Annotated in this window: 24 protein-coding genes; 19 read left to right on the forward strand and 5 right to left on the reverse strand. The window is 34.4% G+C overall.

Annotated elements, in window-relative coordinates; translation table 11 throughout:
• Window positions 1-38 precede the first annotated feature (38 nt).
• From ACNQGO_RS10090 to ACNQGO_RS10100, 3 genes are all read left to right on the forward strand, one after another.
• On the forward strand, window positions 39-383 hold the full coding sequence (locus tag ACNQGO_RS10090; RefSeq protein ID WP_417985181.1) for a hypothetical protein: 345 nt from the start codon (window positions 39-41) through the stop codon (window positions 381-383).
• A 74-nt stretch (window positions 384-457) separates the two neighbouring features.
• Window positions 458-2,842: a TonB-dependent receptor gene (locus ACNQGO_RS10095; protein ID WP_417985182.1), complete on the forward strand. Its 2,385-nt coding sequence runs from the start codon at window positions 458-460 to the stop codon at window positions 2,840-2,842.
• A gap of 22 nt (window positions 2,843-2,864) precedes the next feature.
• Window positions 2,865-3,422, forward strand: coding sequence for a type 1 periplasmic binding fold superfamily protein (locus ACNQGO_RS10100; RefSeq protein ID WP_417985183.1), 558 nt, complete (start codon window positions 2,865-2,867; stop codon window positions 3,420-3,422).
• A gap of 104 nt (window positions 3,423-3,526) precedes the next feature.
• Here ACNQGO_RS10100 and ACNQGO_RS10105 read toward each other — a convergent pair whose 3' ends face one another.
• Window positions 3,527-4,654 carry a Fic family protein gene (locus tag ACNQGO_RS10105; protein WP_417947814.1) on the reverse strand — a complete coding sequence of 376 codons (1,128 nt, stop codon included), beginning with the start codon at window positions 4,652-4,654 and terminating at the stop codon, window positions 3,527-3,529.
• A gap of 303 nt (window positions 4,655-4,957) precedes the next feature.
• Between ACNQGO_RS10105 and ACNQGO_RS10110 the strand changes: the two genes are divergently transcribed.
• Both ACNQGO_RS10110 and ACNQGO_RS10115 read left to right on the forward strand, forming a co-directional pair.
• Window positions 4,958-7,057, forward strand: coding sequence for a prolyl oligopeptidase family serine peptidase (locus ACNQGO_RS10110; RefSeq protein ID WP_417985205.1), 2,100 nt, complete (start codon window positions 4,958-4,960; stop codon window positions 7,055-7,057).
• A gap of 278 nt (window positions 7,058-7,335) precedes the next feature.
• Complete coding sequence (locus ACNQGO_RS10115) at window positions 7,336-7,611, forward strand: helix-turn-helix domain-containing protein (protein WP_417947318.1); 276 nt, start codon at window positions 7,336-7,338, stop codon at window positions 7,609-7,611.
• Between the two features lie 67 nt (window positions 7,612-7,678).
• Here the strand turns inward: ACNQGO_RS10115 and ACNQGO_RS10120 are convergent, their stop codons facing one another.
• The 3 genes from ACNQGO_RS10120 to ACNQGO_RS10130 all read right to left on the reverse strand — a co-directional run bounded on the left by ACNQGO_RS10120 (window position 7,679) and on the right by ACNQGO_RS10130 (window position 10,716).
• Complete coding sequence (locus ACNQGO_RS10120) at window positions 7,679-9,061, reverse strand: hypothetical protein (protein ID WP_417947320.1); 1,383 nt, start codon at window positions 9,059-9,061, stop codon at window positions 7,679-7,681.
• Window positions 9,058-10,446: an AAA family ATPase gene (locus ACNQGO_RS10125; RefSeq protein WP_417947321.1), complete on the reverse strand. Its 1,389-nt coding sequence runs from the start codon at window positions 10,444-10,446 to the stop codon at window positions 9,058-9,060. The genes ACNQGO_RS10120 and ACNQGO_RS10125 overlap by 4 nt, the downstream gene beginning before the upstream one ends.
• Before the next feature lie 63 nt (window positions 10,447-10,509).
• On the reverse strand, window positions 10,510-10,716 hold the full coding sequence (locus ACNQGO_RS10130) for a helix-turn-helix domain-containing protein (RefSeq protein ID WP_309758374.1): 207 nt from the start codon (window positions 10,714-10,716) through the stop codon (window positions 10,510-10,512).
• Between the two features lie 81 nt (window positions 10,717-10,797).
• Between ACNQGO_RS10130 and ACNQGO_RS10135 the strand changes: the two genes are divergently transcribed.
• The 4 genes from ACNQGO_RS10135 to ACNQGO_RS10150 all read left to right on the forward strand — a co-directional run bounded on the left by ACNQGO_RS10135 (window position 10,798) and on the right by ACNQGO_RS10150 (window position 12,553).
• Complete coding sequence (locus ACNQGO_RS10135) at window positions 10,798-11,103, forward strand: hypothetical protein (RefSeq protein WP_417985184.1); 306 nt, start codon at window positions 10,798-10,800, stop codon at window positions 11,101-11,103.
• A gap of 63 nt (window positions 11,104-11,166) precedes the next feature.
• The gene (locus tag ACNQGO_RS10140) at window positions 11,167-11,481 is read left to right on the forward strand and encodes an HPF/RaiA family ribosome-associated protein (protein ID WP_099713737.1); all 315 of its coding nucleotides are present in this window, start codon (window positions 11,167-11,169) and stop codon (window positions 11,479-11,481) included.
• 188 nt (window positions 11,482-11,669) lie between these two features.
• A complete protein-coding gene (locus tag ACNQGO_RS10145; RefSeq protein WP_417985185.1) occupies window positions 11,670-12,245 on the forward strand; it encodes a BRO-N domain-containing protein in 576 nt (191 codons plus the stop codon).
• An 80-nt stretch (window positions 12,246-12,325) separates the two neighbouring features.
• Complete coding sequence (locus tag ACNQGO_RS10150; protein WP_417985186.1) at window positions 12,326-12,553, forward strand: hypothetical protein; 228 nt, start codon at window positions 12,326-12,328, stop codon at window positions 12,551-12,553.
• 141 nt (window positions 12,554-12,694) lie between these two features.
• On the opposite strand, the gene ACNQGO_RS10155 is transcribed toward ACNQGO_RS10150, so the two are convergent.
• Complete coding sequence (locus ACNQGO_RS10155) at window positions 12,695-14,275, reverse strand: L,D-transpeptidase family protein (protein ID WP_417985187.1); 1,581 nt, start codon at window positions 14,273-14,275, stop codon at window positions 12,695-12,697.
• A gap of 607 nt (window positions 14,276-14,882) precedes the next feature.
• On the opposite strand from ACNQGO_RS10155, the gene ACNQGO_RS10160 reads away from it, so the two are divergent.
• From ACNQGO_RS10160 to ACNQGO_RS10205, 10 genes are all read left to right on the forward strand, one after another.
• On the forward strand, window positions 14,883-15,401 hold the full coding sequence (locus ACNQGO_RS10160) for a nuclear transport factor 2 family protein (protein ID WP_417985188.1): 519 nt from the start codon (window positions 14,883-14,885) through the stop codon (window positions 15,399-15,401).
• Window positions 15,402-15,529: 128 nt separating this feature from the next.
• Window positions 15,530-16,207, forward strand: a complete 678-nt coding sequence (gene trmB, locus ACNQGO_RS10165; RefSeq protein ID WP_417985206.1) for a tRNA (guanosine(46)-N7)-methyltransferase TrmB — start codon at window positions 15,530-15,532, stop codon at window positions 16,205-16,207.
• 30 nt (window positions 16,208-16,237) lie between these two features.
• The gene (locus ACNQGO_RS10170) at window positions 16,238-16,870 is read left to right on the forward strand and encodes a LysE family transporter (RefSeq protein ID WP_417985189.1); all 633 of its coding nucleotides are present in this window, start codon (window positions 16,238-16,240) and stop codon (window positions 16,868-16,870) included.
• A gap of 52 nt (window positions 16,871-16,922) precedes the next feature.
• Entirely contained in the window at window positions 16,923-17,252 is a 330-nt protein-coding gene (locus tag ACNQGO_RS10175) for an MGMT family protein (protein WP_417945115.1), read from the forward strand.
• 204 nt (window positions 17,253-17,456) lie between these two features.
• Window positions 17,457-18,587 (forward strand): Mrp/NBP35 family ATP-binding protein, encoded by a 1,131-nt coding sequence (locus ACNQGO_RS10180; RefSeq protein WP_417985190.1) that lies wholly within the window; start codon window positions 17,457-17,459, stop codon window positions 18,585-18,587.
• Window positions 18,588-18,656: 69 nt separating this feature from the next.
• Window positions 18,657-18,896 carry a NifU family protein gene (locus ACNQGO_RS10185; RefSeq protein ID WP_073205171.1) on the forward strand — a complete coding sequence of 80 codons (240 nt, stop codon included), beginning with the start codon at window positions 18,657-18,659 and terminating at the stop codon, window positions 18,894-18,896.
• Window positions 18,897-19,008: 112 nt separating this feature from the next.
• Entirely contained in the window at window positions 19,009-19,326 is a 318-nt protein-coding gene (locus ACNQGO_RS10190; protein WP_309756649.1) for a 2Fe-2S iron-sulfur cluster-binding protein, read from the forward strand.
• A gap of 124 nt (window positions 19,327-19,450) precedes the next feature.
• On the forward strand, window positions 19,451-19,813 hold the full coding sequence (locus tag ACNQGO_RS10195) for an S-adenosylmethionine decarboxylase family protein (RefSeq protein ID WP_417947186.1): 363 nt from the start codon (window positions 19,451-19,453) through the stop codon (window positions 19,811-19,813).
• Between the two features lie 5 nt (window positions 19,814-19,818).
• Complete coding sequence (locus tag ACNQGO_RS10200; protein ID WP_417947184.1) at window positions 19,819-21,033, forward strand: DUF4178 domain-containing protein; 1,215 nt, start codon at window positions 19,819-19,821, stop codon at window positions 21,031-21,033.
• Window positions 21,034-21,035: 2 nt separating this feature from the next.
• Complete coding sequence (locus ACNQGO_RS10205; protein WP_417947182.1) at window positions 21,036-21,221, forward strand: hypothetical protein; 186 nt, start codon at window positions 21,036-21,038, stop codon at window positions 21,219-21,221.
• Window positions 21,222-21,237 lie beyond the last annotated feature (16 nt).

Genomic DNA, 21,237 nt, shown 5'->3' on the forward strand with positions numbered 1-21,237 from the left:
CACCGTTGTAGTTTTTTGTTTTATTATCTTTGGCCACAATGAAAAAGAAGTTTTCTATATTTAGTTTAGTGTTAACGTTGACAGTATTATTTTCGATGCTGTTTCAATCGGTGCATAAATACGAACATATAGCACAACAACTTTCTGAATTTCAATGTGTTCACAAAAAAAACTCATCCACCGAAATAACGCATCAACATCATGGTTATGATTTTTGTGGTGTTTGTGCTTTTAAAGTGAGTAGTTTTACTTTTTTATTATTGCCAACCTTCGAATCCAACACTTCAGAATTACCTCTTAAAAAGAGTGCTTTCGCATCTACAGAAATCACACAATTTTTTAAAGGAAGCCTTTTTGCGCTTCGAGCTCCACCCTTAGTTTAAATAGTATTTTAGAACAATATATCATTTTCAATTTTGGAAATGATTCACATGTTTATATATTTTGAACAAGGAAAATGCAAACAAAAATTTTTATTTTTATCTGCTGCTGTTTCTTTTGTGTCGTTGGTTCTGCACAAAATGTTGTAAGTGGTCAAATTACCGTTTCAGGAGGAATCCCTCTTGCAGGCAGTCACATACACATTGGAAAAAAAACAGTATCCTCGGATGTTTCTGGAAATTACACGATCAGAAAATTACCAACAGGAAATATCAAAGTGTTCGTTTCGTATGTTGGTTATAAATCTGTTGATACACTTGTAAATTTATCGGATGACCAAGTTTTGAACTTTACTCTAAAAGAAAATACGGACCAACTTCAGGAAGTAGTCGTAAGGCAAAAAGCCAATACGCTGAACAAATCGATTTTGGAACAAAAGATCAAAACGGAAACAATTGAAAAATTTAGTAACCAGACTCTTGGAGATATTCTAAAAGAAGTAGCAGGTGTTTCAAGTCTTAAGACGGGAAGTTCCGTGGTGAAGCCCGTTATCAATGGTTTGTTTGGAAGTCGGGTTCCAATCATTAATAACAATGTACGATTAGAAGATCAAGAATGGGGAACAGAACATGCACCCAATTTTGATGTAAACGCTGCCGGGAAAATAACGGTGATTAAAGGCGCTTCCGGATTACAGTATGGCGGTGATGCCGTAGGAGGTTTAGTAGTTATAGAACCGATTTCGGTAAAAAGGGACACGCTGTTTGGCAAAACCATTCTGAATTTGGCGTCCAATGGCAGAGGCGGTTCCGTTAGTTCAAGTTTGCATAAAGGAAATGATAAAGGATGGAGTTGGAACGCTTTAGGAACATTCAAGTATTCAGGTGACAAAGAAGCACCGGATTATGTATTGTCCAATTCAGGAAATCGGGAAGCTAATTTTTCTGGAGATGTAAAATTCACTGGAAAAAAATATGATATTTCCGGTTATTACAGTTTTTACAATACTACGATTGGTATTTTGAGTGCGTCGCATACTGGGAATGTAAACGATTTATACAATTCCATTACCAATAAAACTTCTTCCGTTGTGAATGATTTCACCTACACGATAAAAAATCCGAAGCAGAAGGTACAGCACCATTTGGCTAAAATGAACTACAACTATTATTTCGATGAAACGGCTTCTTTATCCGTGCAATACTCTTTTCAGTTTAATAAGCGATTGGAGTTTGACGTGCGCAGAGAAAATTTTAATGATGTAGCCGCTTTAGACTTGGAGTTGACCACGCACACCATTAATGTAGATTACAAAAAAACGTTGCATGACTGGACTTTTAAAACGGGATTCAACACTTCCTTCCAGAATAATTTTGCAAATCCGGCCACTGGAATAGATCCGCTGATTCCTAATTTTGAACGAATCGAATTTGGAACGTATGGAATAGCAAGTTATGATTTGTCTGATAGTTTTTCTGTGGATGCAGGAATTCGGTATGACTTTTCGCGAGTGGATGCGGCTAAGTTTTATTATAAATCCAGATGGGAGGAAAGGGGTTACGAAACTGAATTTGCTGATTTTATAGTGCGTGAAGACGGTCTTAAATGGTTGGCAAAGCCTAGTTTTGCATTTCATAATATCTCAGCCAGCGCGGGGTTTCACAAGGAATTTGACGCAGATCTGAATTGGTATTCTAATATTAGCCTAGCGACAAGAAACCCAAATCCATCGGAGTTCTTTAGTGACGGTTTGCATCATTCTACGGGCATAATCGAGTTAGGAGATTTAGCTTTAGACAAAGAACAAGCAATCAAATTATCGACGACATTGCAGAAAAAATGGACTGCTTTCTCGGTTGAGGTGAATCCTTTTATCAATAGCATCCGTAATTTCATGTTCTTGCGTCCTATTGATTTTGAAACTACTACTCGTGGTGCTTTCCCTGTTTGGGAATACCAGCAGACCAATGCAAGATTGACGGGAGTTGATGTGCAAACCCATTGGAAAATAAGCAAACAATGGCAACATGATTTTGCCTTGGCCTATGTTAACGGGAAGGACATCACTAACAAGGAATCTTTAATCGATATTCCGCCCTTGAATGTGAGCAATAAAATTCAGTTTGCAAAAACGGAATGGAATGATCTAAAACTCGAATTAAAAAGCGAAGTGGTTCTGCGTCAAAATCAATTTCCTGACAATAATTTCATCGCAAATATTATCGTGAATAATGAGTTGGTACCCGTTCTGGTAGATATCAGCACACCTCCACCAGCTTATCAATTGTTGCATTTTTATTCGGAAATGAAATTCAAAACTTTCGGTAAAACCAATGCAACGATCGCATTTTCTGTTCAAAATATTTTAAACACTAGTTACAGGGACTATCTCAACAGACAGCGCTTTTTCGCCGATGAAATGGGTAGAAACTTTCAAATTCAATTAAAATTCAATTATTAAAAAAGTAAAAAAACAAATAATCATGAAAAATTTAAAAATTGCAGCATTAACATTAGTATCCCTTTTCTCTTTAGCATCTTGTAATAATGATGATCCTGTTGCAGTAAATGAAGAAGAAGTAATCACAACGGTGACAACAACTTTGACAGCTGGAAGTCAGACGGTGACTTTGACTTCAAGAGATCTTGACGGAGACGGACCAAATGCACCTGTGGTAACAGTTTCTGGGGATTTATTAGTAAACACTACCTACACGGGAACAGTACGTTTCTTAAACGAGGCAGTGACGCCACTTGATGATATTACATTGGAGGTAAAAGAAGAAGGTGATGAGCACCAATTGTTTTTTCAAACTGCATCAGCAATAGGAGCTTTTACTTATGCCGATGCCGATATTAACGGTAAGCCTATTGGTTTGGCTTTTACTTTAAGAACAGGAGCAGCTGCTGCAACAGGAACTATTAGTGTATTTTTGAGACATGAACCACTTAAAAGCGCAGCTGGAGTTGCAACTGGAGATATTACAAATGCCGGTGGAGCAACAGACGCACAAATTACATATCCAGTAGTACTTAGATAAGTTTGAAACGATTTGTTATAGATTTTCAAAACGCTACTCGAAAGAGTAGCGTTTTTTGGTTTTAAGTGCAGGGTATGGATTTTTAATTTTTTGACAGATGAATGTTAATTGTGATTGAATAAATCTAAATAATCTTTGAAAATAAATAACTTGTTTCGTTGTGCTCCAGATATTTCTTTTATGATATCGAGTCGCTCTAAATCTGCCAAAAGTTTATAGGCTGTAACTGATGACTTTTGTAATATTTCTTCTACTTTTGTTACTTCAATTATCGGCTGAGTATAGAGGTAATCTACTACTTTTCGTGCGTCCATATTACGATTTCCCAATGACTTTAATTTTTCTTCCAAACTTTTTTGCAGTTGCAAAATACCATCAAAAGTAGTTACCCCTTTTTTTGCAGTTTCAATAATACCGGTTAAGAAAAATTTTAACCATTGGTTAATGTCGTTGTGGGTTCTGGTTCGCATTAGATTATCATAATATAATATTCTATTTTTTTCAAAAAAATCAGAAAGATATAAAATGGGTTGTTTTAGGATTCCTTTGCTGACTAAATATATGGTTATAAGTAATCTGCCAACTCTGCCGTTTCCATCTAAAAAAGGATGAATAGTCTCGAATTGATAATGTATAATTGCAATTTTTATTAAATCAGGAAGTGGTGATATTTCATCGTTTGCAAATATTTCAAGATCCGAAATGAACTCATTAATACTAGAGTGAATGGGAGGAATAAAGGTTGCGTCACTAATATTGGCTCCGCCAATCCAGTTTTGGCTAGTTCGATATTTTCCAGGTAATTTGTGTTCGCCACGTACACCCTGCAAAAGTATTTTATGTGTTTGTTTTATAAGTCGGGATGAAAAAGGAAGTTGGTGTAATAGTTTAACCGCTTCATTCATTGCACTGATATAGTTTTGTACCTCTTCCCAATCGTCTCTTTTTTCATAAGCAATTTCTTCTTTGCTTAAAAAAACTTCTTCCATATTGGTTTGAGTACCTTCAATTTTTGAAGATTGAGTGGCTTCTTTAGCAATATGCATCCTAATAAATAAGTCGATGTTTACGTACTCAGAATACATGTCTAATCTACCTAAATGTCTGTCGGCTTTACTCAGTAACTGAATAACTTCCATATCATTTAATATCCAGTCTCTGTGAATGGTATTGGGTTGGAAGCTTTTGTAATATCCTTGATTGATATATTTGCCTGAAGTAAATTTTTCCATTTTGATAATTTAAAAACTTAAACAAATATATCCTTATTTAAGAAAGCAAGCAAAAAACTTAAATAACTTTTTCTTTATTTAAATAAATAAACAAAAAACTTAAATAAGAAATGGGTAATTTAAGTAAATGAAAGAGAATCTTAATTAGTGTTTTGAATTTGAAAAAATATTTTATAAAATCAGATTTCTCTAAACACCAGTTTTTTGGTTTTATTTAAGACTTTCGCACCTTTACCACACTAACTATTTCCCTATTTTTGTAACAACCTAAAAAATTAACTAATGAAAAAATCCTTTTTAATAATGGCTGTAACTTCTGCAATGGCGACTTTTGGCCAAAATAAAAACGAAAAAATAACATACCCAACGACCAGTAAAGGGGCAACTGTTGATGCGTATTTTGATACGAAACTTCCAGATCCATACCGTTGGCTAGAAGACGATAAATCAGCCGAGACAGGTGCTTGGGTCAAAGCCCAAAACGAATTAACTTACGGATATCTCAATCAAATTCCGTTTCGTGATGCGTTAAAATCCCGAATGGAAAAACTGTGGAATTACGAAAAAATAGGAGCACCTTTCAAAGAAGGGAATTTCACGTATTACTACAAAAACAACGGTTTACAAAACCAATCGGTGTTGTATCGCAAAGACGCCAAAGGTACCGAAACTGTTTTCTTAGACCCAAATACGTTTTCTAAAGACGGAACCACTTCTCTTGGCGGATTGGATTTTTCTAAAGACGGTTCAAAAGTAGCCTACGCTATTTCAGAAGGCGGAAGCGACTGGAGAAAAGTCATCATCATGGATGCCATTACTAATAAAATAATCGAAGACACGATTGTCGATGTAAAATTTAGTGGCGTGTCTTGGAAAGCAAACGAAGGTTTCTACTATTCTAGTTACGACAAACCAAAAGGAAGCGAATTATCGGCAAAAACCGACCAGCACAAACTCTATTTTCATAAATTAGGAACAGCTCAAAAAGACGATCAAATCATTTTTGGTGCCGACCAAAAACGCCGTTATGTAGGCGGTGGCGTGACTGAGGATGATCGTTACCTTGTAATTACGGCGGCAAATTCTACATATGGAAACGAGTTATACATCAAAGATTTAACAAAACCCAACAGTCCTATTGTGACTATTGTAGATAATTTCAAGAGCGACAACAACATCATCGAAAACGAAGGCGGAAAATTATTCATAGAAACCGACTTAAATGCACCCAACAAACGCATCGTTACCGTGGATGTCAACAACCCAAAACCAGAGAATTGGAAAAATTTCATTGCCGAAACAGAGAATGTATTATCTCCATCAACAGGTGGCGGTTATTTCTTTGCAAATTATATGAAAGACGCCGTTTCATTAGTAAAACAATATGATTATTCCGGAAAATTGGTTCGCGAAATCAAACTTCCTGGAGTAGGAACAGCGGGCGGTTTTAGCGGAAAGAAAAAAGAGAAAAACCTTTATTTCTCATTTACAAATTACATCACACCGGGTTCAATTTTTAGTATAGATACAAAAACTGGAACCTCTGTTGTGTATGAAAAACCAAAAGTAGATTTCAATACCGATTTGTATGAGTCCAAACAAGTGTTTTATACCTCAAAAGACGGAACCAAAATCCCAATGATTATCACACATAAAAAAGGATTAAAACTAGACGGAACCAACCCAACCATGCTTTACGGATATGGCGGATTCAACGTGAGTTTAACGCCAAGTTTCAGCATTGCCAATGCCGTTTGGATGGAAAACGGAGGCGTTTATGCCGTACCTAATTTACGTGGCGGTGGCGAATACGGAAAAAAATGGCACGATGCGGGTACCAAAATGCAAAAACAAAACGTGTTTGATGATTTCATCGCAGCGGCAGAATACCTGATTGCTCAAAAATACACTTCTTCACAGTATCTTGCCATTCGTGGTGGGTCAAACGGAGGATTGCTTGTAGGTGCTACCATGACGCAACGTCCAGATTTGATGAAAGTTGCTTTGCCAGCGGTAGGCGTGATGGACATGTTGCGTTACCATACCTTTACCGCAGGAGCAGGTTGGGCGTATGATTACGGAACGGCTCAGGACAGCAAGGAAATGTTTAGTTACATCAAAGGCTATTCTCCCGTACACAATGTAAAAGTAGGAGTTCAATATCCGGCAACAATGGTCACAACGGGCGATCACGATGATAGAGTAGTACCGGCACACAGCTTTAAATTTGCTGCCGAATTACAGGAAAAACAAACCGGAACCAACCCAACTTTAATTAGAATTGACATCAATGCAGGACACGGCGCCGGAAAATCAGTAGCAGCAACCATTCAGGAAAACGTAGACATACAAGCCTTTACGCTCTACAACATGGGGATTATGGCCATCTCTGCAAGTAAATAACAGCAACACAGGCAGTACGGGGTTATTCTTTTTTAGGAGCTTAATCCTGCTGTACACTGTATCTTTTCCTTCGCCGAAAGTGGCGGAAGTAAAAGGATGCCGTTCCCATCAGGGCTAGGGCATTCGATTCCTCAAGACGATTGTCATTGCGAGGAACGTGGCAATCACATCACGAATTTATACTAACAAGAAATTCAAGAAACGCTATTCGAAAGAGTAGCGTTTTTTTTGTGGAATGAATTTACGTATCAAAAAATCAAGTTGAAAACTAAAAATTAATGAGGCCAATTGTAGGCGGGTCAATTGTAGGCGTAAAACTAATTTTATCAAATATGGATATTAAAGAAAAATTCGGTCATAAAGTAAAAGAATTAAGAGAGAATAAAGGTTTTTCTATTGAACAACTAGCTAATATATCGAATGTTGACAGAAATTATATCTCAGACATCGAAAAGGGAAAGAGAAATGTTTCTATTGAAATAATGGAAAAAATTATCCTTGGACTCGATACTGATTTTATGGAGCTCTTCAACGATAATAATTTTAAGAAATGAAAATGAAAGAGAATATATCAATTGAAGAGTTTGATAACAAGAAATTGATTGTGAAATATTTAAGAAACTAATAGTTAGTGTTTGGTACGGTATTCATTTCCACTTTATTTAGTTCTGCCATTAATGCTTTTTTTACATCAAGAACAAACTCTTTCTTCATTGGGATACCGCATATAAAAATATTGTTTGTTGATTGATTTATATTATTCTTGTAGCTGATTTTTTTTATTTCAACTTTATCAGAAGGATAACATAAAAACCCATATTTATTGTCGGTTTTGCTAAATGATGAATAAGCCATAATCTGATGTAAATCATGTCTATGAATATCTTTTAAATTCTCACTTTTGTCAAATTTGTTGTAAAGATTTGATTTGTATTTAGCATCAATAAATACAATAAGATTTTCTTTTTTGTAGATTGCATCTGGCTCAATATGTTTCAATTCCCAAGCATATCGATTAGATGTTTTGGAATGAAATTTGTAATTTGAAAATAAATGACCTCCGGTTTCTTTTGAAATTTCTTTAAATATATATTGAACAAACTTTTCAAAAACATCAGAGAAATCCACTCGCCACGCCGTACTGTCTATAAAATTAAAATTTAATATTCTATTTGCTTGATCTTTACAGTTTTTAACTTTAAGATTATCAGCGGATTTTATAACAATATTATTAGTTGAAATAGGTTTGTGTAAATAAAGCTTTTCGTCAATAAAGCTTAGTCTGTTTCTAGTCGAGCTTTTTATTCTTTGTGGTGTATTTGAAGATAAAAGTTTCAATTTACACAAATCATAGACATAGCGAATTTCAGAATATTCTTTATGAAATTCACTTAGGATATTTTTCCGTGCTGGGAATTTTAACCGATTTTCGATTTTATATTCTTCATTTATATATTTATTCCAATTTACTTGTCCTGTTGGTTGAGAAGTTATCTTTTCAATATTATCAAATTTTCTCCAAGGAGTTTTTATTAATTCTTCAAGAGAATCAATAAATTTTATAGCTTCTAAATATAATGGAGGTCGGAAATTCCTTCCTGAAGCTAAAGGTAAACTGTCGATTACTTGAGGACTGATTGTAGTCCCTAAAAGATTAAGAATTTCTATGTAATCTTCAAATCTATCCCGCCCAGTGAATCTGGGCATTACAACAAAGTCACCAATCTGCTTACCAGTATCTGATGCTCTTAAAGGAATAGTCCCTATGAATTCTGAAGTACGAAAAGTTAAAGAAGTATTTTGGTCTGTACCTATGATTAAGGGCTGAACGCCTAAAAAGCTAAAATTAGTTGAATTATAATTAATGAATTTTTGCAGGTATTGGCCTATGATTCTTTTGTCGGCGGATTTAAACCATTTTTTTTGTAATACAAGACCGTTCAATAAAATCGATTTTTCTGTTAAACAGGGTATTTCACAAAAAACATCTAAAGGCTTATTCATTCAAAAAGAGATTTATTAATTCTAGTTGTGAAATAATTATTGAACTCTTCTTTAGCATTTCTGATTAACCCTTCTTGTAAGTATTCTTTAATTAATGGGAATATTTCATATTTGATTCTATTATCCATTTCTTCAACCGAAGAAGAAATGAAATAACCTTGTCCTGGCTGTAATGAAAGTTCATTACTGTTTGCATACCAGTCAAATATTTCTTGGATTCTGCTGAAATCGTTTTTGAAGAATTGTTTTGAGTTGATTTGTTTTGGCTTCAAAGTGTACCATGCAAATCTTCTTCTTAAAGCAAAGTCTACAACTGCCAAACTTCTGTCGGCAGTGTTCATTGTTGCAATTACATTAAAATTTTTTGGAAGTTGATTAATCTTAAAGCCTGGGTAAATTTCTATTTCAATATCAGAATCTTCCATTTTGTGTTCAAATAGATAAAATATTGGACCCAAAACGTTGGATAAATTTGCTCTATTTATTTCATCGATTATCAAAACAATTTTCTCTGTTTGATGCTCTATGGCATATTTTAAAGCTATGGTAAAACTTCCTAGGTTCTCAATATAACTTAATTCTTTACTTTTAACATCGGGTCTAATTCCATAAATAAAATCAGAGAAACTAGTCTCAGCGTGAAATTGTGTAAAAAATGTTTTAGCTTTTATTTTAGCTGACACTAATTTAGCCGTTCTTGTCTTTCCAGTGCCTGGAGGACCTTGAAGAACAATGAATCTTCTTTGGTTGAGCAGACTTTCGATTTCTTCAGCTTCATCAATTTCCTCTATTTTCAAAAAAGGTTCAAGAGCTTCAGTAATTGCTTTTCTATGCTCTTTGTTTGATGGCCATTCTCTTAACTTTGCATAACCAGCAACAAAAGCAGCAATTATTTCCTTACCTTCTTTAGATTCGGGATTATCTACTATTTGGCAAACCGGCAATACTTTTGAATAGATTTTAATAGTGTTTTTTATATGCTGTAAATCATTGTTTCCAGTAATTGTTTTTGGTAAACTGGTTTCAATATCTGAAAAATCAGATTTACAAAAGCCTCTTTCGTTAATTAGATTTGAAAACAATCTTCTGAGTCCTGGATAAGTTGCTAATTCATAGTCATTTTTAAACCCACTTGAGCCAATACCTAAACAAACTAACCATGGTTTGTTCTGTTCGTTGGGAAAAATAGTCAATGAAAAATCGTGAAACGGACCAGAAGTATCTTCGTCAGGATGAATAAAACCAAAATATGCACCGTTATCTTTCAATGCCTCTTGTCCAGTATTCTTGCGTTCAACGTATGGTTTGTTAAATTCATTTTCGGCTTTGGCACCAAATTGCTCTGCTTTGTCTTTTATAAATTGTCTAATGTTATCTATAATCATTTTTCTGTTTTAAGTATTATATTATTCCAACTTAGATTAATAGTCGGTTTTAAATAATAAGCTCTATTCATCAAATAGGTCTTTAATTTTTACATCAAGAGCTTTTGCTAATTTTTCAACAACTTCAATAGAAACGTTTCTTTCTCCTTTTTCAATAGTTGGTAGATAGGTTCTATCAATTTCAGCAAGATTAGCAAGCTTTTCTTGTGAAAGTCCTTTGGCTTTTCTTAGCTCTTTTACTTTTAAACCTAGTTTTTGCTTAATATTCATGTTAACAAATATTACAAAATGTGGTCTATATTGCAACGGAGTAGAGTCCGGTTTTTATATCTTTGAAATAAATTCTTAATTATGGAAGCTTCAGAAAGAGATGACTTTTGCTTTTGGACATTTATTGAAAAATATTATCCAAAATATTATTCCTGTGGTGATATTTTGTTAAGTGATATACTCAGTAGAAAACTAGATTGTGAAGAAATATGTGAAGAAGACGAGGAAATGATTAAAGATTGGGACGTTAGAGTAGAACTATTGGAACTCGAAATAAATATATTTTCAAAAGCATTGAAAAATTATTTTAAAATAATGGATCCTTATAATCCATTCCCATCCTCAACACCACAATTTCTCTCTTTTATTTTCACAATGTTTTATTAATTGGTTCGGTTTTTCATACTGCAATCGATAAATTTGAGAATAGAACATTAAATAAATAAAAATATGACAGTACAAATCAACACAGACAACAATGTAGAAGGACACGCACGTTTGAAAGCGTATATTGCGGAGGAATTAGGAACCGCTTTGGCGCGTTTTGAAGATAAAGTAACCCGTTTAGAAGTGCATCTTGCAGACGAAAACAGTGATAAATTCGGAATCAACGACAAACGATGCCTGATCGAAGCCAGACCAGTAAATATGCAACCCGTTGCAGTTACCAATCATGCCGATACTACCGAAAAAGCTTTTCACGGTGCCTTAGACAAAATCAAAAAAGTGTTGGACACGGCTTTCGAAAAACAGAAAGCGTATTAAATAGTTGCCTTTTGGCAAACAAAAAAATGACACTGTCTAAATAAGATAGTGTCATTTTTTTTGGTTAAGATTCTTTAGAATTGGGATAGTGGTTTTAATAATTTTAGCAGTAAATTAGGACTTTTAATTTAATATCGAAAGGCATTAAGAAGTAGCAATTTGAGAAAATGTAATTATAGAACAAAATGATGGAAAACATAAAATTATTTGAAAGCCAAAAAATACGTTCCTCATGGGATAACGAACAAGATAAATGGTTTTTCTCCATTGTAGATATTATACAAGTTTTGACAGATAGTCCTAGGTCACGGAAATATTGGAGTGCACTGAAAACAAAACTGAAAAACGAAGGAAGTGAACTGTCCCATAATATGGGACAATTGAAAATGATGGCAGATGATGGTAAAATGCGTTTAACAGATGTTGCTGATACAGAACAACTATTCCGTTTGATTCAATCTATTTCTTCACCAAAAGCAGAGCCTTTTAAACAATGGTTAGCTAAAATAGGCTACGAACGCATAGAAGAGAGTCAAGATCCAGAAAAGGCAATTGATCGTGCTATGGAAAATTATTTGAAATTAGGATACTCTACAGCATGGATTAATCAGCGCCTAAAAAGCATCGAAGTTAGAAAAGAACTCACCGATGAATGGGAAAATAGAGGTGTAAAAAAAGGGCAAGAAATGGAACGAAGTGGAATTCTTGAACTCCTTACAAAAAATAAAAAGCACGTAAGAAATTTACCTCACTTACTGATATAATTACCCAAGCTTGGAGCGGAAACACAGTAAAGCAGTACAAGAATTTAAAAGGCTTAAAAAAAGAAAACCTAAGAGATAATATGACCAATTTAGAATTGGTATTAAATATGTTGGCGGAAGCAACGACAACAGAAATTAGTAAAGAAAATAATCCTAAAACATTTGCTGATAATAAAAAAATGGCCCGAAAAGGAGGTGAAATTGCTGGAAATACCCGAAAGCAAATTGAAGAACAAACGGGTAAAAAAATTGTTAGCCCACAAAATGCTACAGTTTTAAAAGAAGATAAGAATAAATTAAAAGAATAGTTCTAACAACAAATTAAATGCTTAACTAGTTTTAGAGTTGTTTTAAACAATAGCCTTTTGGCACGCCAAAAAAATGACACTGTCTTATGGAGATAGTGTCATTTTTTTTGGTTGTTATTCTCTAGAAAATTAGGTATACTTTTATTTGTCAAACAATAAGGATGCTAATGCTTCGTCTCTTTTATAGACATCTTCATAGAAATGAACTACGCCGTCAGCATCTACCCAAGCGGTGAAATAACCAATGTATACCGGAATTTTGTTTTTGAGCGTGTACCAATATTCTTCTCCGCTGTTCATTGCGGTTTCTATCTTTTCAGGATTCCATTTTTTATCGTTTTTCATAATCATGGCAGCAAGTTCTTTTGGCTTGGCTACACGAATACAGCCGTGGCTAAAAGCGCGATCCTCCCTGCCAAATAAACTTTTAGATGGCGTGTCATGCAAATAAATGGCATTCGAATTGGGGAATAAAAACTTCACTAATCCCAATGAGTTTTCAGGTCCCGGTCTTTGTCTTACGTTACTGTCTTTCCATTCCATGTTGTGCTCGGCCAAGTAATTCGGATTCTTTTCAATGGCGGGAAGAATTTCTTTCTTAAGGATACTTGTCGGTACATTCCAATACGGTCTGAACACGATATATTTCATTGGCGCACTAAAAATTACGGTTTTGTTCATGGCTTTCCCCACCACGACCTTGGATACTAATTCTGGTTTCCCATCTCGGAAAAAAGTTAGTTCATAGGCTGGAATATTCACCACAATCAATTCCTTAGATTTCGTGATGTCATTCGAAATCCATCGGCAACGTTCCATGTTGATCATAATGTTTTTAATGCGTTCAGCAACGGGCACATTCATGTATTTGATGTGCTCTGGTAATATTTTTTTGTTGAGTGTATTGCCACTTCTCTTTTTAAATTTTAATATTCCATCTGCTAATTCAGCGTCATAAACGGCGCTTTTAGAATCTCGTGGAATATCATTAGTAATAAAAAGACGTGTTCTTATTTGTGCAATTGCGGTGGCACTATCACCCACTTTATAAGACTTAACGGTTGAATCTAGTGTGATGGCTTTCCATCCTCCTTTTTTTTGTAGTGCTCGGTATTCTTGTAATACTTTTTTTAGCAGGTAATACTGTTTCAATACACCTTTTTCTTCTTTGTTGATTAACGAAGGATTGATTAACAGCGAATCTAAATAATTGACATACGATTGTCTTTTTCTAGGCAAAAACCATCCTAAATCTTTTGTTTTTTGAGTGCTGATACCATCGTATACTTTATCGGCATAAAAAAAGTAAAGCGCAGAACTGAACAATTCAGTGTTAATACTTGCTTTCTGATTTTCTTCTGGATTGTCATAAATATCATCTAATTTTTCCTTGTACGGAATTTCAGTTTCTAGACCTTCCTGACTCATGTTATTCACTTTGTTGTATAGCAGGCCAGCAAATTCATTGAGACCATCTTTATCAAACCAAATGTAATGAAACTGATGTTTGCGGTATAATTGTTCTACTTCGCTCTGGTAATTTTTTAGTTTTGGATATTTTTCAAAAAAAGTATTGATTTGAGTGCTGTCAAAAGCAACTTCAACGGTATTTAAACTTGGTGCACTTGTAGCATCATTGGGATTATTTTTCTTTTTACAAGAAACAATTGTCAACAGCATTGTAAAAACAATAATAAGTATTGGGGAACATAACTTTCTCATAATTGGAACTTTAAATCTTAAATTTTTCTGTTTAAAGCAATACAAAAGTACGTCAAAACTTGATATGTAATTTTGCATTAGTAGGACTGGTCCGGATGCATATTTTTTTTTGAGACAGATTATTAAAAACAATTCAAATATAAAACATTGCAAATGAAACGATTGTATTTGTTTTTTTATTTTTTAACAAAATTCTAAATTAAATCGAACCGTGAAAATCCAAAAATTATGAAAGGAATTAAGTAAATCTTCAAAGTTTTTTATTCCAAAAGGCTTAAGGTCTATTGATGTGTTATGTTGTCGAAACTATTATATCAAATCGATTCTTTCCGCTTCGCTCAAAAAACGCTGTAGTAAAGATGTAACTCTGTCTTGTGAATGCGCAGTAAAAGACAACACGGTAATGTCTCAAAAAATAGCGCTATTGCTTTACGTATTTTGGGTCTTGTAAGTTTGATTTCAAATGACAGTTAGTTGGTTGTACAAGTGGGTATTGTGCGATTGATTTCAATATTGTGTGTTTTTATGCTACCTTTATTCGACACAAAAAAGGAGTACGCGCATACTACTAGCTTTTGATGGAGAAATAAAAATAATACCGAATAAAATGAAAAAACTACTAGCTATTTTGACTGTAATAACCGTATTAGGTTGTAAAAGTGTGATGGTAAATCAAACCGATTCTACAAACGAAATCAATGTTACATTAGATACTTGGCATAAAGCTGCAGCAGATGCTAATTATAATACGTACTTTAACTTGATGACTGATGATGCAATTTTTATTGGGACTGATGCAACAGAAAATTGGAATAAAACAGCTTTTCAGGCCTATGCAAAACCGCATTTTGATAAAGGGAAAGCGTGGAGTTTTACAGCTTTAGAACGCCATATTTATTTTGATAAAACAGGAAAAACCGCTTGGTTTGACGAATTGCTGAATACTCAAATGAAAATTTGTCGCGGCTCAGGTGTGTTAGTCAAAATAGGACAAGAGTGGAAAATAAAACAATACGTTTTGTCTATGACAATCCCAAATGAAAATTCCAACAAAGTGATTGAATTGAAATCAGCAAGCGAGTCGGTTATTATCGATAAGCTTAAGGCTCAAGGAATAAAAAACTAAGAGCTGGTTCTGTTTTAAGTAAATAATAGATTTCGTTATCGAAAGTTGCCTGCTGATTTTTCATTTTTTTGCTACTTTGACATTCGGTCTTATATATTTCCTTAATTTTGCCGAAATATTCAAAAAAAGTGGGAAGCAAAAATAAATTAAAGAGGTTCAAGGAAAATGAGACATTTGTTAATGTTTTTCAACCAACGAGAGAAGAGGTAGTAGGTGATTTATTTCCTTTGAAAGGCAAGTGGAATAAAGAATTCTTCAAAAATGACAATCCATTAGTGTTGGAGCTAGGTTGTGGAAAAGGGGAATATTCTGTTGGACTTGCAGAACGATATCCGAATAAAAATTTCGTAGGAATCGATATTAAAGGAGCTCGTTTTTGGCGTGGTGCCAAGACTGCTGTAGAAACTGGCTTACATAATGTTGCTTTTATTAGAACCCAAATTGAATTAATCAATCATATTTTTGCTGAAAATGAAGTAGATGAAATCTGGATCACTTTTCCAGATCCGCAAATAAAATACAAACGCACGAAACACCGAATGACAAATTCTGAGTTTTTGCAATTGTATAAAAAAATCCTCAAAAAAGACGGAGTTGTTAACTTAAAAACCGACAGTGAGTTTATGCACGGCTACACACTTGGTTTACTTCATGGCGAAGGTCACGAAGTTTTATATGCCAATCATAATGTGTATGTAAACGAGGGAAGTCCAGAGGAAGTGACTGCATTTCAAACTTTTTATGAAAAACAATATTTGGAAATTAACAAAGCAATTACGTATATTCGATTTAAAATTAAAGAATAGTAGTGCTTTTTTGATATTTGTATTTTACCTATGAATTTAATTACTTCCTTGTTTCTGGGTTTTGTTACTGCTTTTGTAGGGATTACGCCTCCGGGTTTGATTAATATGACAGCAGCTAAAGTGAATCTAAAGGAAGGTAAAAAAAGTGCCTATTGGTTCGTTCTTGGAGCGGTAATTATCATTTTCTTTCAGGCAGCTATTGCAATACTCTTTGCACAATTTATAAAAGAACGTCCCGAAGTTATTGTACTGTTGCGCGAATTTGGTTTTGTGATATTTGCTGTATTGACAGTCTATTTTTTATTGATTGCCAAAAAGCCAAAGAAGAAAAAAGAAATAATTAAAAAAAGGAGCACTTCGACTCGTTTTTTTCTAGGGATGCTCCTTTCAGCGCTTAATTTTTTTCCAATTCCATATTATGTTTTCGTAAGCGTAACTTTGGCGTCCTATAATTTGTTTTATTTTGATACAACTTATGTCTTTATTTTTGTAGCGGGAGTAGTATTAGGTTCTTTTTTAGTATTTTATTTTTACATAACTTTTTTTCAAAAAATACAAAATAAGACCGATTATTTAATGCGCAATATGAATAGCATTATAGGGGGTATAACGGGTTTGGTATCTTTGATCACACTAATAAATATTATCCGGTATTATTGGTAGTAGATTTTTAATCTTCAAAAAAGCAAACTTTCTTTTTATCAAACATAAAGCCATGTCCGACGATAACTTTTTTGAAAGGGTTTACGCTGTAGTACGGCAAATTCCATACGGCAAAGTGACCTCTTACGGCGCTATTGCAAAAGCTTTAGGCACAGCTCGATCCGCTAGAATGGTGGGTTGGGCCATGAATGCGTCTCATACTTTAGGTGATGTTCCAGCACATCGCGTGGTCAATAGAAATGGATTACTAACTGGAAAACTACATTTTGATGGAACAAATTTGATGCAACAGTTGTTAGAAAACGAGGGCATTGTTGTTGTTAATAATCAGATTGTAGATCTTGATTCGGTTTTTTGGGTTCCCGAAATTAGAATGGAGTAGCAAACTTTTCTTTGATTATAAAAGTGTTGAATTGGTTGATAAATAGAAAAGCAGGGCTATAAGTAGTGGCAATTTGCAAATCAATAAATGCAATACAAATCCTTTAAAATAAGAACTTAAACTGCTATCTTTGTAATCTGAACTCAGTTTAAATAAAGATAATATTCTGGTATGAAAATGCCGATAGAAAAAAGTGGAATAAAAATGAAATTAGAAAGAAAAGACATTCTTAAAGCATTAGAAACTATAACTATAGCTGGAGAAGGTAAAAATATGGTAGAAAGTGGCGCTATTGCAAATGTGATTACTTTTGGGGATGAAGTGGTAGTAGATTTAGTGTTGCACACACCTGCAATGCACATTAAGAAGCGCGCAGAAGACGATATCAAAAAAGCAATTTTAGAATTAGTATCATCAGAGGCTAAAATAAAAATAAACAGCAAGGTTGACGTTCCAGACAAGCCAGAAATTAAAGGAAAAGCTATACCTGGAATAAAAAATATTATTGGTGTTGCTTCCGGTAAAGGCGGAGTTGGGAAATCAACAGTAACAGCAAACTTAGCGGTGACGCTTGCTAAAATGGGTTTTTCAGTAGGTATATTAGATGCTGATATTTATGGGCCTTCGATGCCAATCATGTTTGATGTCGAGAACGAAAAACCAATTTCAGTTACCGTAGATGGCAAATCTAAAATGAAACCCGTAGAAAGTTATGAAGTAAAAATACTTTCGATTGGATTTTTTACAGCACCAAGTCAAGCCGTAATTTGGAGGGGGCCAATGGCTTCTAAAGCATTGAACCAGATGATTTTTGATGCAGATTGGGGAGAATTAGACTTTATGTTAGTCGATTTACCACCAGGCACAGGAGACATTCACCTTTCTATTGTTCAATCCTTGCCTATCACGGGTGTTGTAATTGTAAGTACGCCGCAAGCCGTGGCTTTGGCCGATGCAAAAAAAGGAGTTTCCATGTTTATGTCTGAAGCGATTAATGTTCCTGTTTTAGGAATTATAGAAAACATGGCGTATTTCACACCAGAGGAATTACCAGAAAATAAATATTATATTTTTGGAAAAGAAGGCGCAAGAAATCTTTCTGAAGATTTAGACGTTGCTTTTCTTGGAGAAGTGCCAATAGTACAATCCATTCGTGAAGCTGGTGATTATGGTCGTCCGGCAGCGATGCAAGAGGGTTCTGTTATCCAAACTGTTTTTGAAGAAATCACTAGAAATGTAGTACAGGAAGTTGTTAGTAGAAATGAAAATTTACCTGCGACTGAGGCTGTAAAAATTACAACTATGGCAGGTTGTTCCGCAGTAAATAAAAAATAGAAATTAGAATCTTTGACAATGATTTATAATCTTTCAATTTTCTAATCTTTCAATCTTTAAATAAAGAAAATGACAACAGAAGAATTAACAATAGAAGTTCAAAAAGCACTCGAAGAAATTAGACCTTTTTTGAACTCGGATGGCGGTGACATCACACTAATTTCCATCGAAGATGATAAGCATGTAAAAGTGCGTCTCGAGGGAGCTTGCACCAGTTGCAGTGTCAACCAGATGACGTTGCGTGCCGGGGTAGAAACCACCATTAAAAAATTTGCTCCACAAATAGAAACTGTTGTTAATATCCTATAAACGGTATTAAGCGTTCCTTTTAAATAGAAAAGATAAAAAAGACCTATGTTTTTCTACTAAAAGCATAGGTCTTGCTATTGTCTCAATGAAACTCTCAACCCACAACTGATTTATGGATGTATTAATAAAGATAAAAGATAGAGAAGGAGTAGTACATGAATTACAGGCTCCCACTGATATGGCTATGAATATTATGGAACTTTGTAAAGCGTATGAGCTTCCAGTTGAAGGAACTTGTGGCGGAATGGCCATGTGCGCTTCTTGCCAATGTTATGTTTTGAATGATGTGCCGTTGCCAGAAATGAATGATGATGAAGAGGCAATGTTATCAGAAGCGTTTTATGTAAAATCAAATAGCCGTTTGGGTTGTCAAATTCCAATAACCGAAAGCCTCGAAGGATTAGAATTAGAGTTGGCTCCGGAAAATTAAGCGATTATTATCTACAACATAGAACCTCAAATGATGTGAAATTATTTGAGGTTTTTTTTATTCAAATAAAATAGATATATTCGTACATTATAAAATTATATTTCAATTTCTTCATTACGAATACATGGACCTTACGACCTATTCCCCTGGATTGCATAAACTAGTTACATTGCATGTTGAGGACTCTCAAAAATTAACGGATAGTGCTGGTTTCACTAAGGTTACAGAAGAAATTTTGACACAATTTTCGCTTGAAAAAGTAGGTGTCGTAGTTCATGATTTCGAAAATAGGAGTTTCACCATTTCATTTTGCCTCAAAGAATCCCACATTTGCATTCACACTTGGCCAGAGTACAACCAGCTGACTTTAGATGTGTATTTGTGCAATTATTTACAAGACAATTCACAAAAAGTAAAAGATGTAATGGCTGCCTATGTGGCTTATTTTGATGGGGTGCTAATAAAAGATTTCGAAATTAACAGATAATACGCATGGAAGTTACCTGTACAAATTGCAATCATACCACACAATTAGATGTAAACTTTGAAGTAAAGATCTATGCGTGTACCAATTGCGTTTATGTTTATCAAGAGCGTGATGGTTTACGATTTAAAGATCAACTAAGACCTTTTACATTTTCAGATCAATTAAAAGTGGGTCAAGTAGGTGTTTTTAACAATACCGATTATACCATTACGGGGATTTTGGTCAAAGAAAATGAAGGATTTGAATGGACTGAATACATCCTGCAAGGCAAAGAAAATTTTTTATATCTATCCGAGGCCGATGGGCACTGGATCATTCTTGAAAAAATAGAATTTGCTTTAAAAGTAGGGAATCATCCGTTAACGGTTGATTATGAAGGACTAACTTTTGACAGATACGATTATTTTTATCCCAAATTAAGAGCGGCTTGTGGTTTTTTTGACTTTGATATTTTTGAAAAAGCGGAGCTCATTGAATATATAAATCCACCTCAAGTACTTTCTTTTGAACGAAATGGAAGCGAACAAAATGCTTTTTTGGGGAAACACATTTCTAAAGCTGCTGTAAAAAAAGCCTTCAGCGCATCTTATTTACCCACTAAAGTTGGAGTAGGAATGGTTCAGCCTTTTCTGTTTAACTTGCGTAATTTAGCCATTACTTTATGCTGTGTTTTGGCATTAATTTTAGTGTCAAATTGGTTTTTAAATAAAGATCGTGTTCGAACAGAAGTGTTGGATACCCAATTAGCGTTGGCGAACTTTACTACTAAAGATTTTGTAAGTCCTAGTTTTACTCTTAGCGGTAGCCCTGCGCCATTAAAGGTAAAGTTGTATGCACCCGTGAGCAATTCATGGGTCAATGTTCAAGTAGCACTTATCAACGAAAAAACAGGCGAGGAAGTGTATGCTAGTAAAGATATTGAGCGTTATTCAGGTTACACAGATGGTGAGTCATGGTCCGAAGGTTCAAACTCAGAGGAGTTTAATTTATGTGGTGTCCCAGCGGGCACCTATCATTTAAACATCACCCCAATGAAAGCTCCTGAGGATGTTACCAGTGATTTTATGAATGTAAAAGTGGTATGGAGTGAGCCTTCATCTAGAAATGTTTGGCTCATTTTAATAATTATGGTTGTTTTTGTACTTGTCTTATATTATGTAGAGAAAAATTTCGAAGCTAAAAGATGGGGAGAAACTAACGAGTCTTTTTTTAATTCTTAAGTATGGATAAGATTTTATATTTTATACGCAGTAATGCTCTTTCACTTGTGATAGGAGCTCTTTTTTACGCTTTGTTTGTTTATTACAATGCCACTGGAAGTCAGTTGTGTGATTGCGAATCTACCGAAAATTATAGACCTTCCTCTTCAAATTCTCGCGGTGCAGTAAACCGTTTTTATCATAAATAAATTAATTTTAAACTAT

Origin of the sequence: Flavobacterium frigidum (assembly GCF_048286735.1) — a bacterium.
Classification (GTDB): domain Bacteria; phylum Bacteroidota; class Bacteroidia; order Flavobacteriales; family Flavobacteriaceae; genus Flavobacterium.

What these genes read in the sequence shown, in the direction of transcription:
- ACNQGO_RS10090 (WP_417985181.1), top strand. Translation starts at nt 39, where the DNA reads ATGAAAAAGAAGTTTTCTATATTTAGTTTAGTGTTAACGTTGACAGTA.
- ACNQGO_RS10095 (WP_417985182.1), top strand. Translation starts at nt 458, where the DNA reads ATGCAAACAAAAATTTTTATTTTTATCTGCTGCTGTTTCTTTTGTGTC.
- ACNQGO_RS10100 (WP_417985183.1), top strand. Translation starts at nt 2,865, where the DNA reads ATGAAAAATTTAAAAATTGCAGCATTAACATTAGTATCCCTTTTCTCT.
- ACNQGO_RS10105 (WP_417947814.1), bottom strand. Translation starts at nt 4,654, where the DNA reads ATGGAAAAATTTACTTCAGGCAAATATATCAATCAAGGATATTACAAA.
- ACNQGO_RS10110 (WP_417985205.1), top strand. Translation starts at nt 4,958, where the DNA reads ATGGCTGTAACTTCTGCAATGGCGACTTTTGGCCAAAATAAAAACGAA.
- ACNQGO_RS10115 (WP_417947318.1), top strand. Translation starts at nt 7,336, where the DNA reads ATGAGGCCAATTGTAGGCGGGTCAATTGTAGGCGTAAAACTAATTTTA.
- ACNQGO_RS10120 (WP_417947320.1), bottom strand. Translation starts at nt 9,061, where the DNA reads ATGAATAAGCCTTTAGATGTTTTTTGTGAAATACCCTGTTTAACAGAA.
- ACNQGO_RS10125 (WP_417947321.1), bottom strand. Translation starts at nt 10,446, where the DNA reads ATGATTATAGATAACATTAGACAATTTATAAAAGACAAAGCAGAGCAA.
- ACNQGO_RS10130 (WP_309758374.1), bottom strand. Translation starts at nt 10,716, where the DNA reads ATGAATATTAAGCAAAAACTAGGTTTAAAAGTAAAAGAGCTAAGAAAA.
- ACNQGO_RS10135 (WP_417985184.1), top strand. Translation starts at nt 10,798, where the DNA reads ATGGAAGCTTCAGAAAGAGATGACTTTTGCTTTTGGACATTTATTGAA.
- ACNQGO_RS10140 (WP_099713737.1), top strand. Translation starts at nt 11,167, where the DNA reads ATGACAGTACAAATCAACACAGACAACAATGTAGAAGGACACGCACGT.
- ACNQGO_RS10145 (WP_417985185.1), top strand. Translation starts at nt 11,670, where the DNA reads ATGGAAAACATAAAATTATTTGAAAGCCAAAAAATACGTTCCTCATGG.
- ACNQGO_RS10150 (WP_417985186.1), top strand. Translation starts at nt 12,326, where the DNA reads ATGACCAATTTAGAATTGGTATTAAATATGTTGGCGGAAGCAACGACA.
- ACNQGO_RS10155 (WP_417985187.1), bottom strand. Translation starts at nt 14,275, where the DNA reads ATGAGAAAGTTATGTTCCCCAATACTTATTATTGTTTTTACAATGCTG.
- ACNQGO_RS10160 (WP_417985188.1), top strand. Translation starts at nt 14,883, where the DNA reads ATGAAAAAACTACTAGCTATTTTGACTGTAATAACCGTATTAGGTTGT.
- ACNQGO_RS10170 (WP_417985189.1), top strand. Translation starts at nt 16,238, where the DNA reads ATGAATTTAATTACTTCCTTGTTTCTGGGTTTTGTTACTGCTTTTGTA.
- ACNQGO_RS10175 (WP_417945115.1), top strand. Translation starts at nt 16,923, where the DNA reads ATGTCCGACGATAACTTTTTTGAAAGGGTTTACGCTGTAGTACGGCAA.
- ACNQGO_RS10180 (WP_417985190.1), top strand. Translation starts at nt 17,457, where the DNA reads ATGAAATTAGAAAGAAAAGACATTCTTAAAGCATTAGAAACTATAACT.
- ACNQGO_RS10185 (WP_073205171.1), top strand. Translation starts at nt 18,657, where the DNA reads ATGACAACAGAAGAATTAACAATAGAAGTTCAAAAAGCACTCGAAGAA.
- ACNQGO_RS10190 (WP_309756649.1), top strand. Translation starts at nt 19,009, where the DNA reads ATGGATGTATTAATAAAGATAAAAGATAGAGAAGGAGTAGTACATGAA.
- ACNQGO_RS10195 (WP_417947186.1), top strand. Translation starts at nt 19,451, where the DNA reads ATGGACCTTACGACCTATTCCCCTGGATTGCATAAACTAGTTACATTG.
- ACNQGO_RS10200 (WP_417947184.1), top strand. Translation starts at nt 19,819, where the DNA reads ATGGAAGTTACCTGTACAAATTGCAATCATACCACACAATTAGATGTA.
- ACNQGO_RS10205 (WP_417947182.1), top strand. Translation starts at nt 21,036, where the DNA reads ATGGATAAGATTTTATATTTTATACGCAGTAATGCTCTTTCACTTGTG.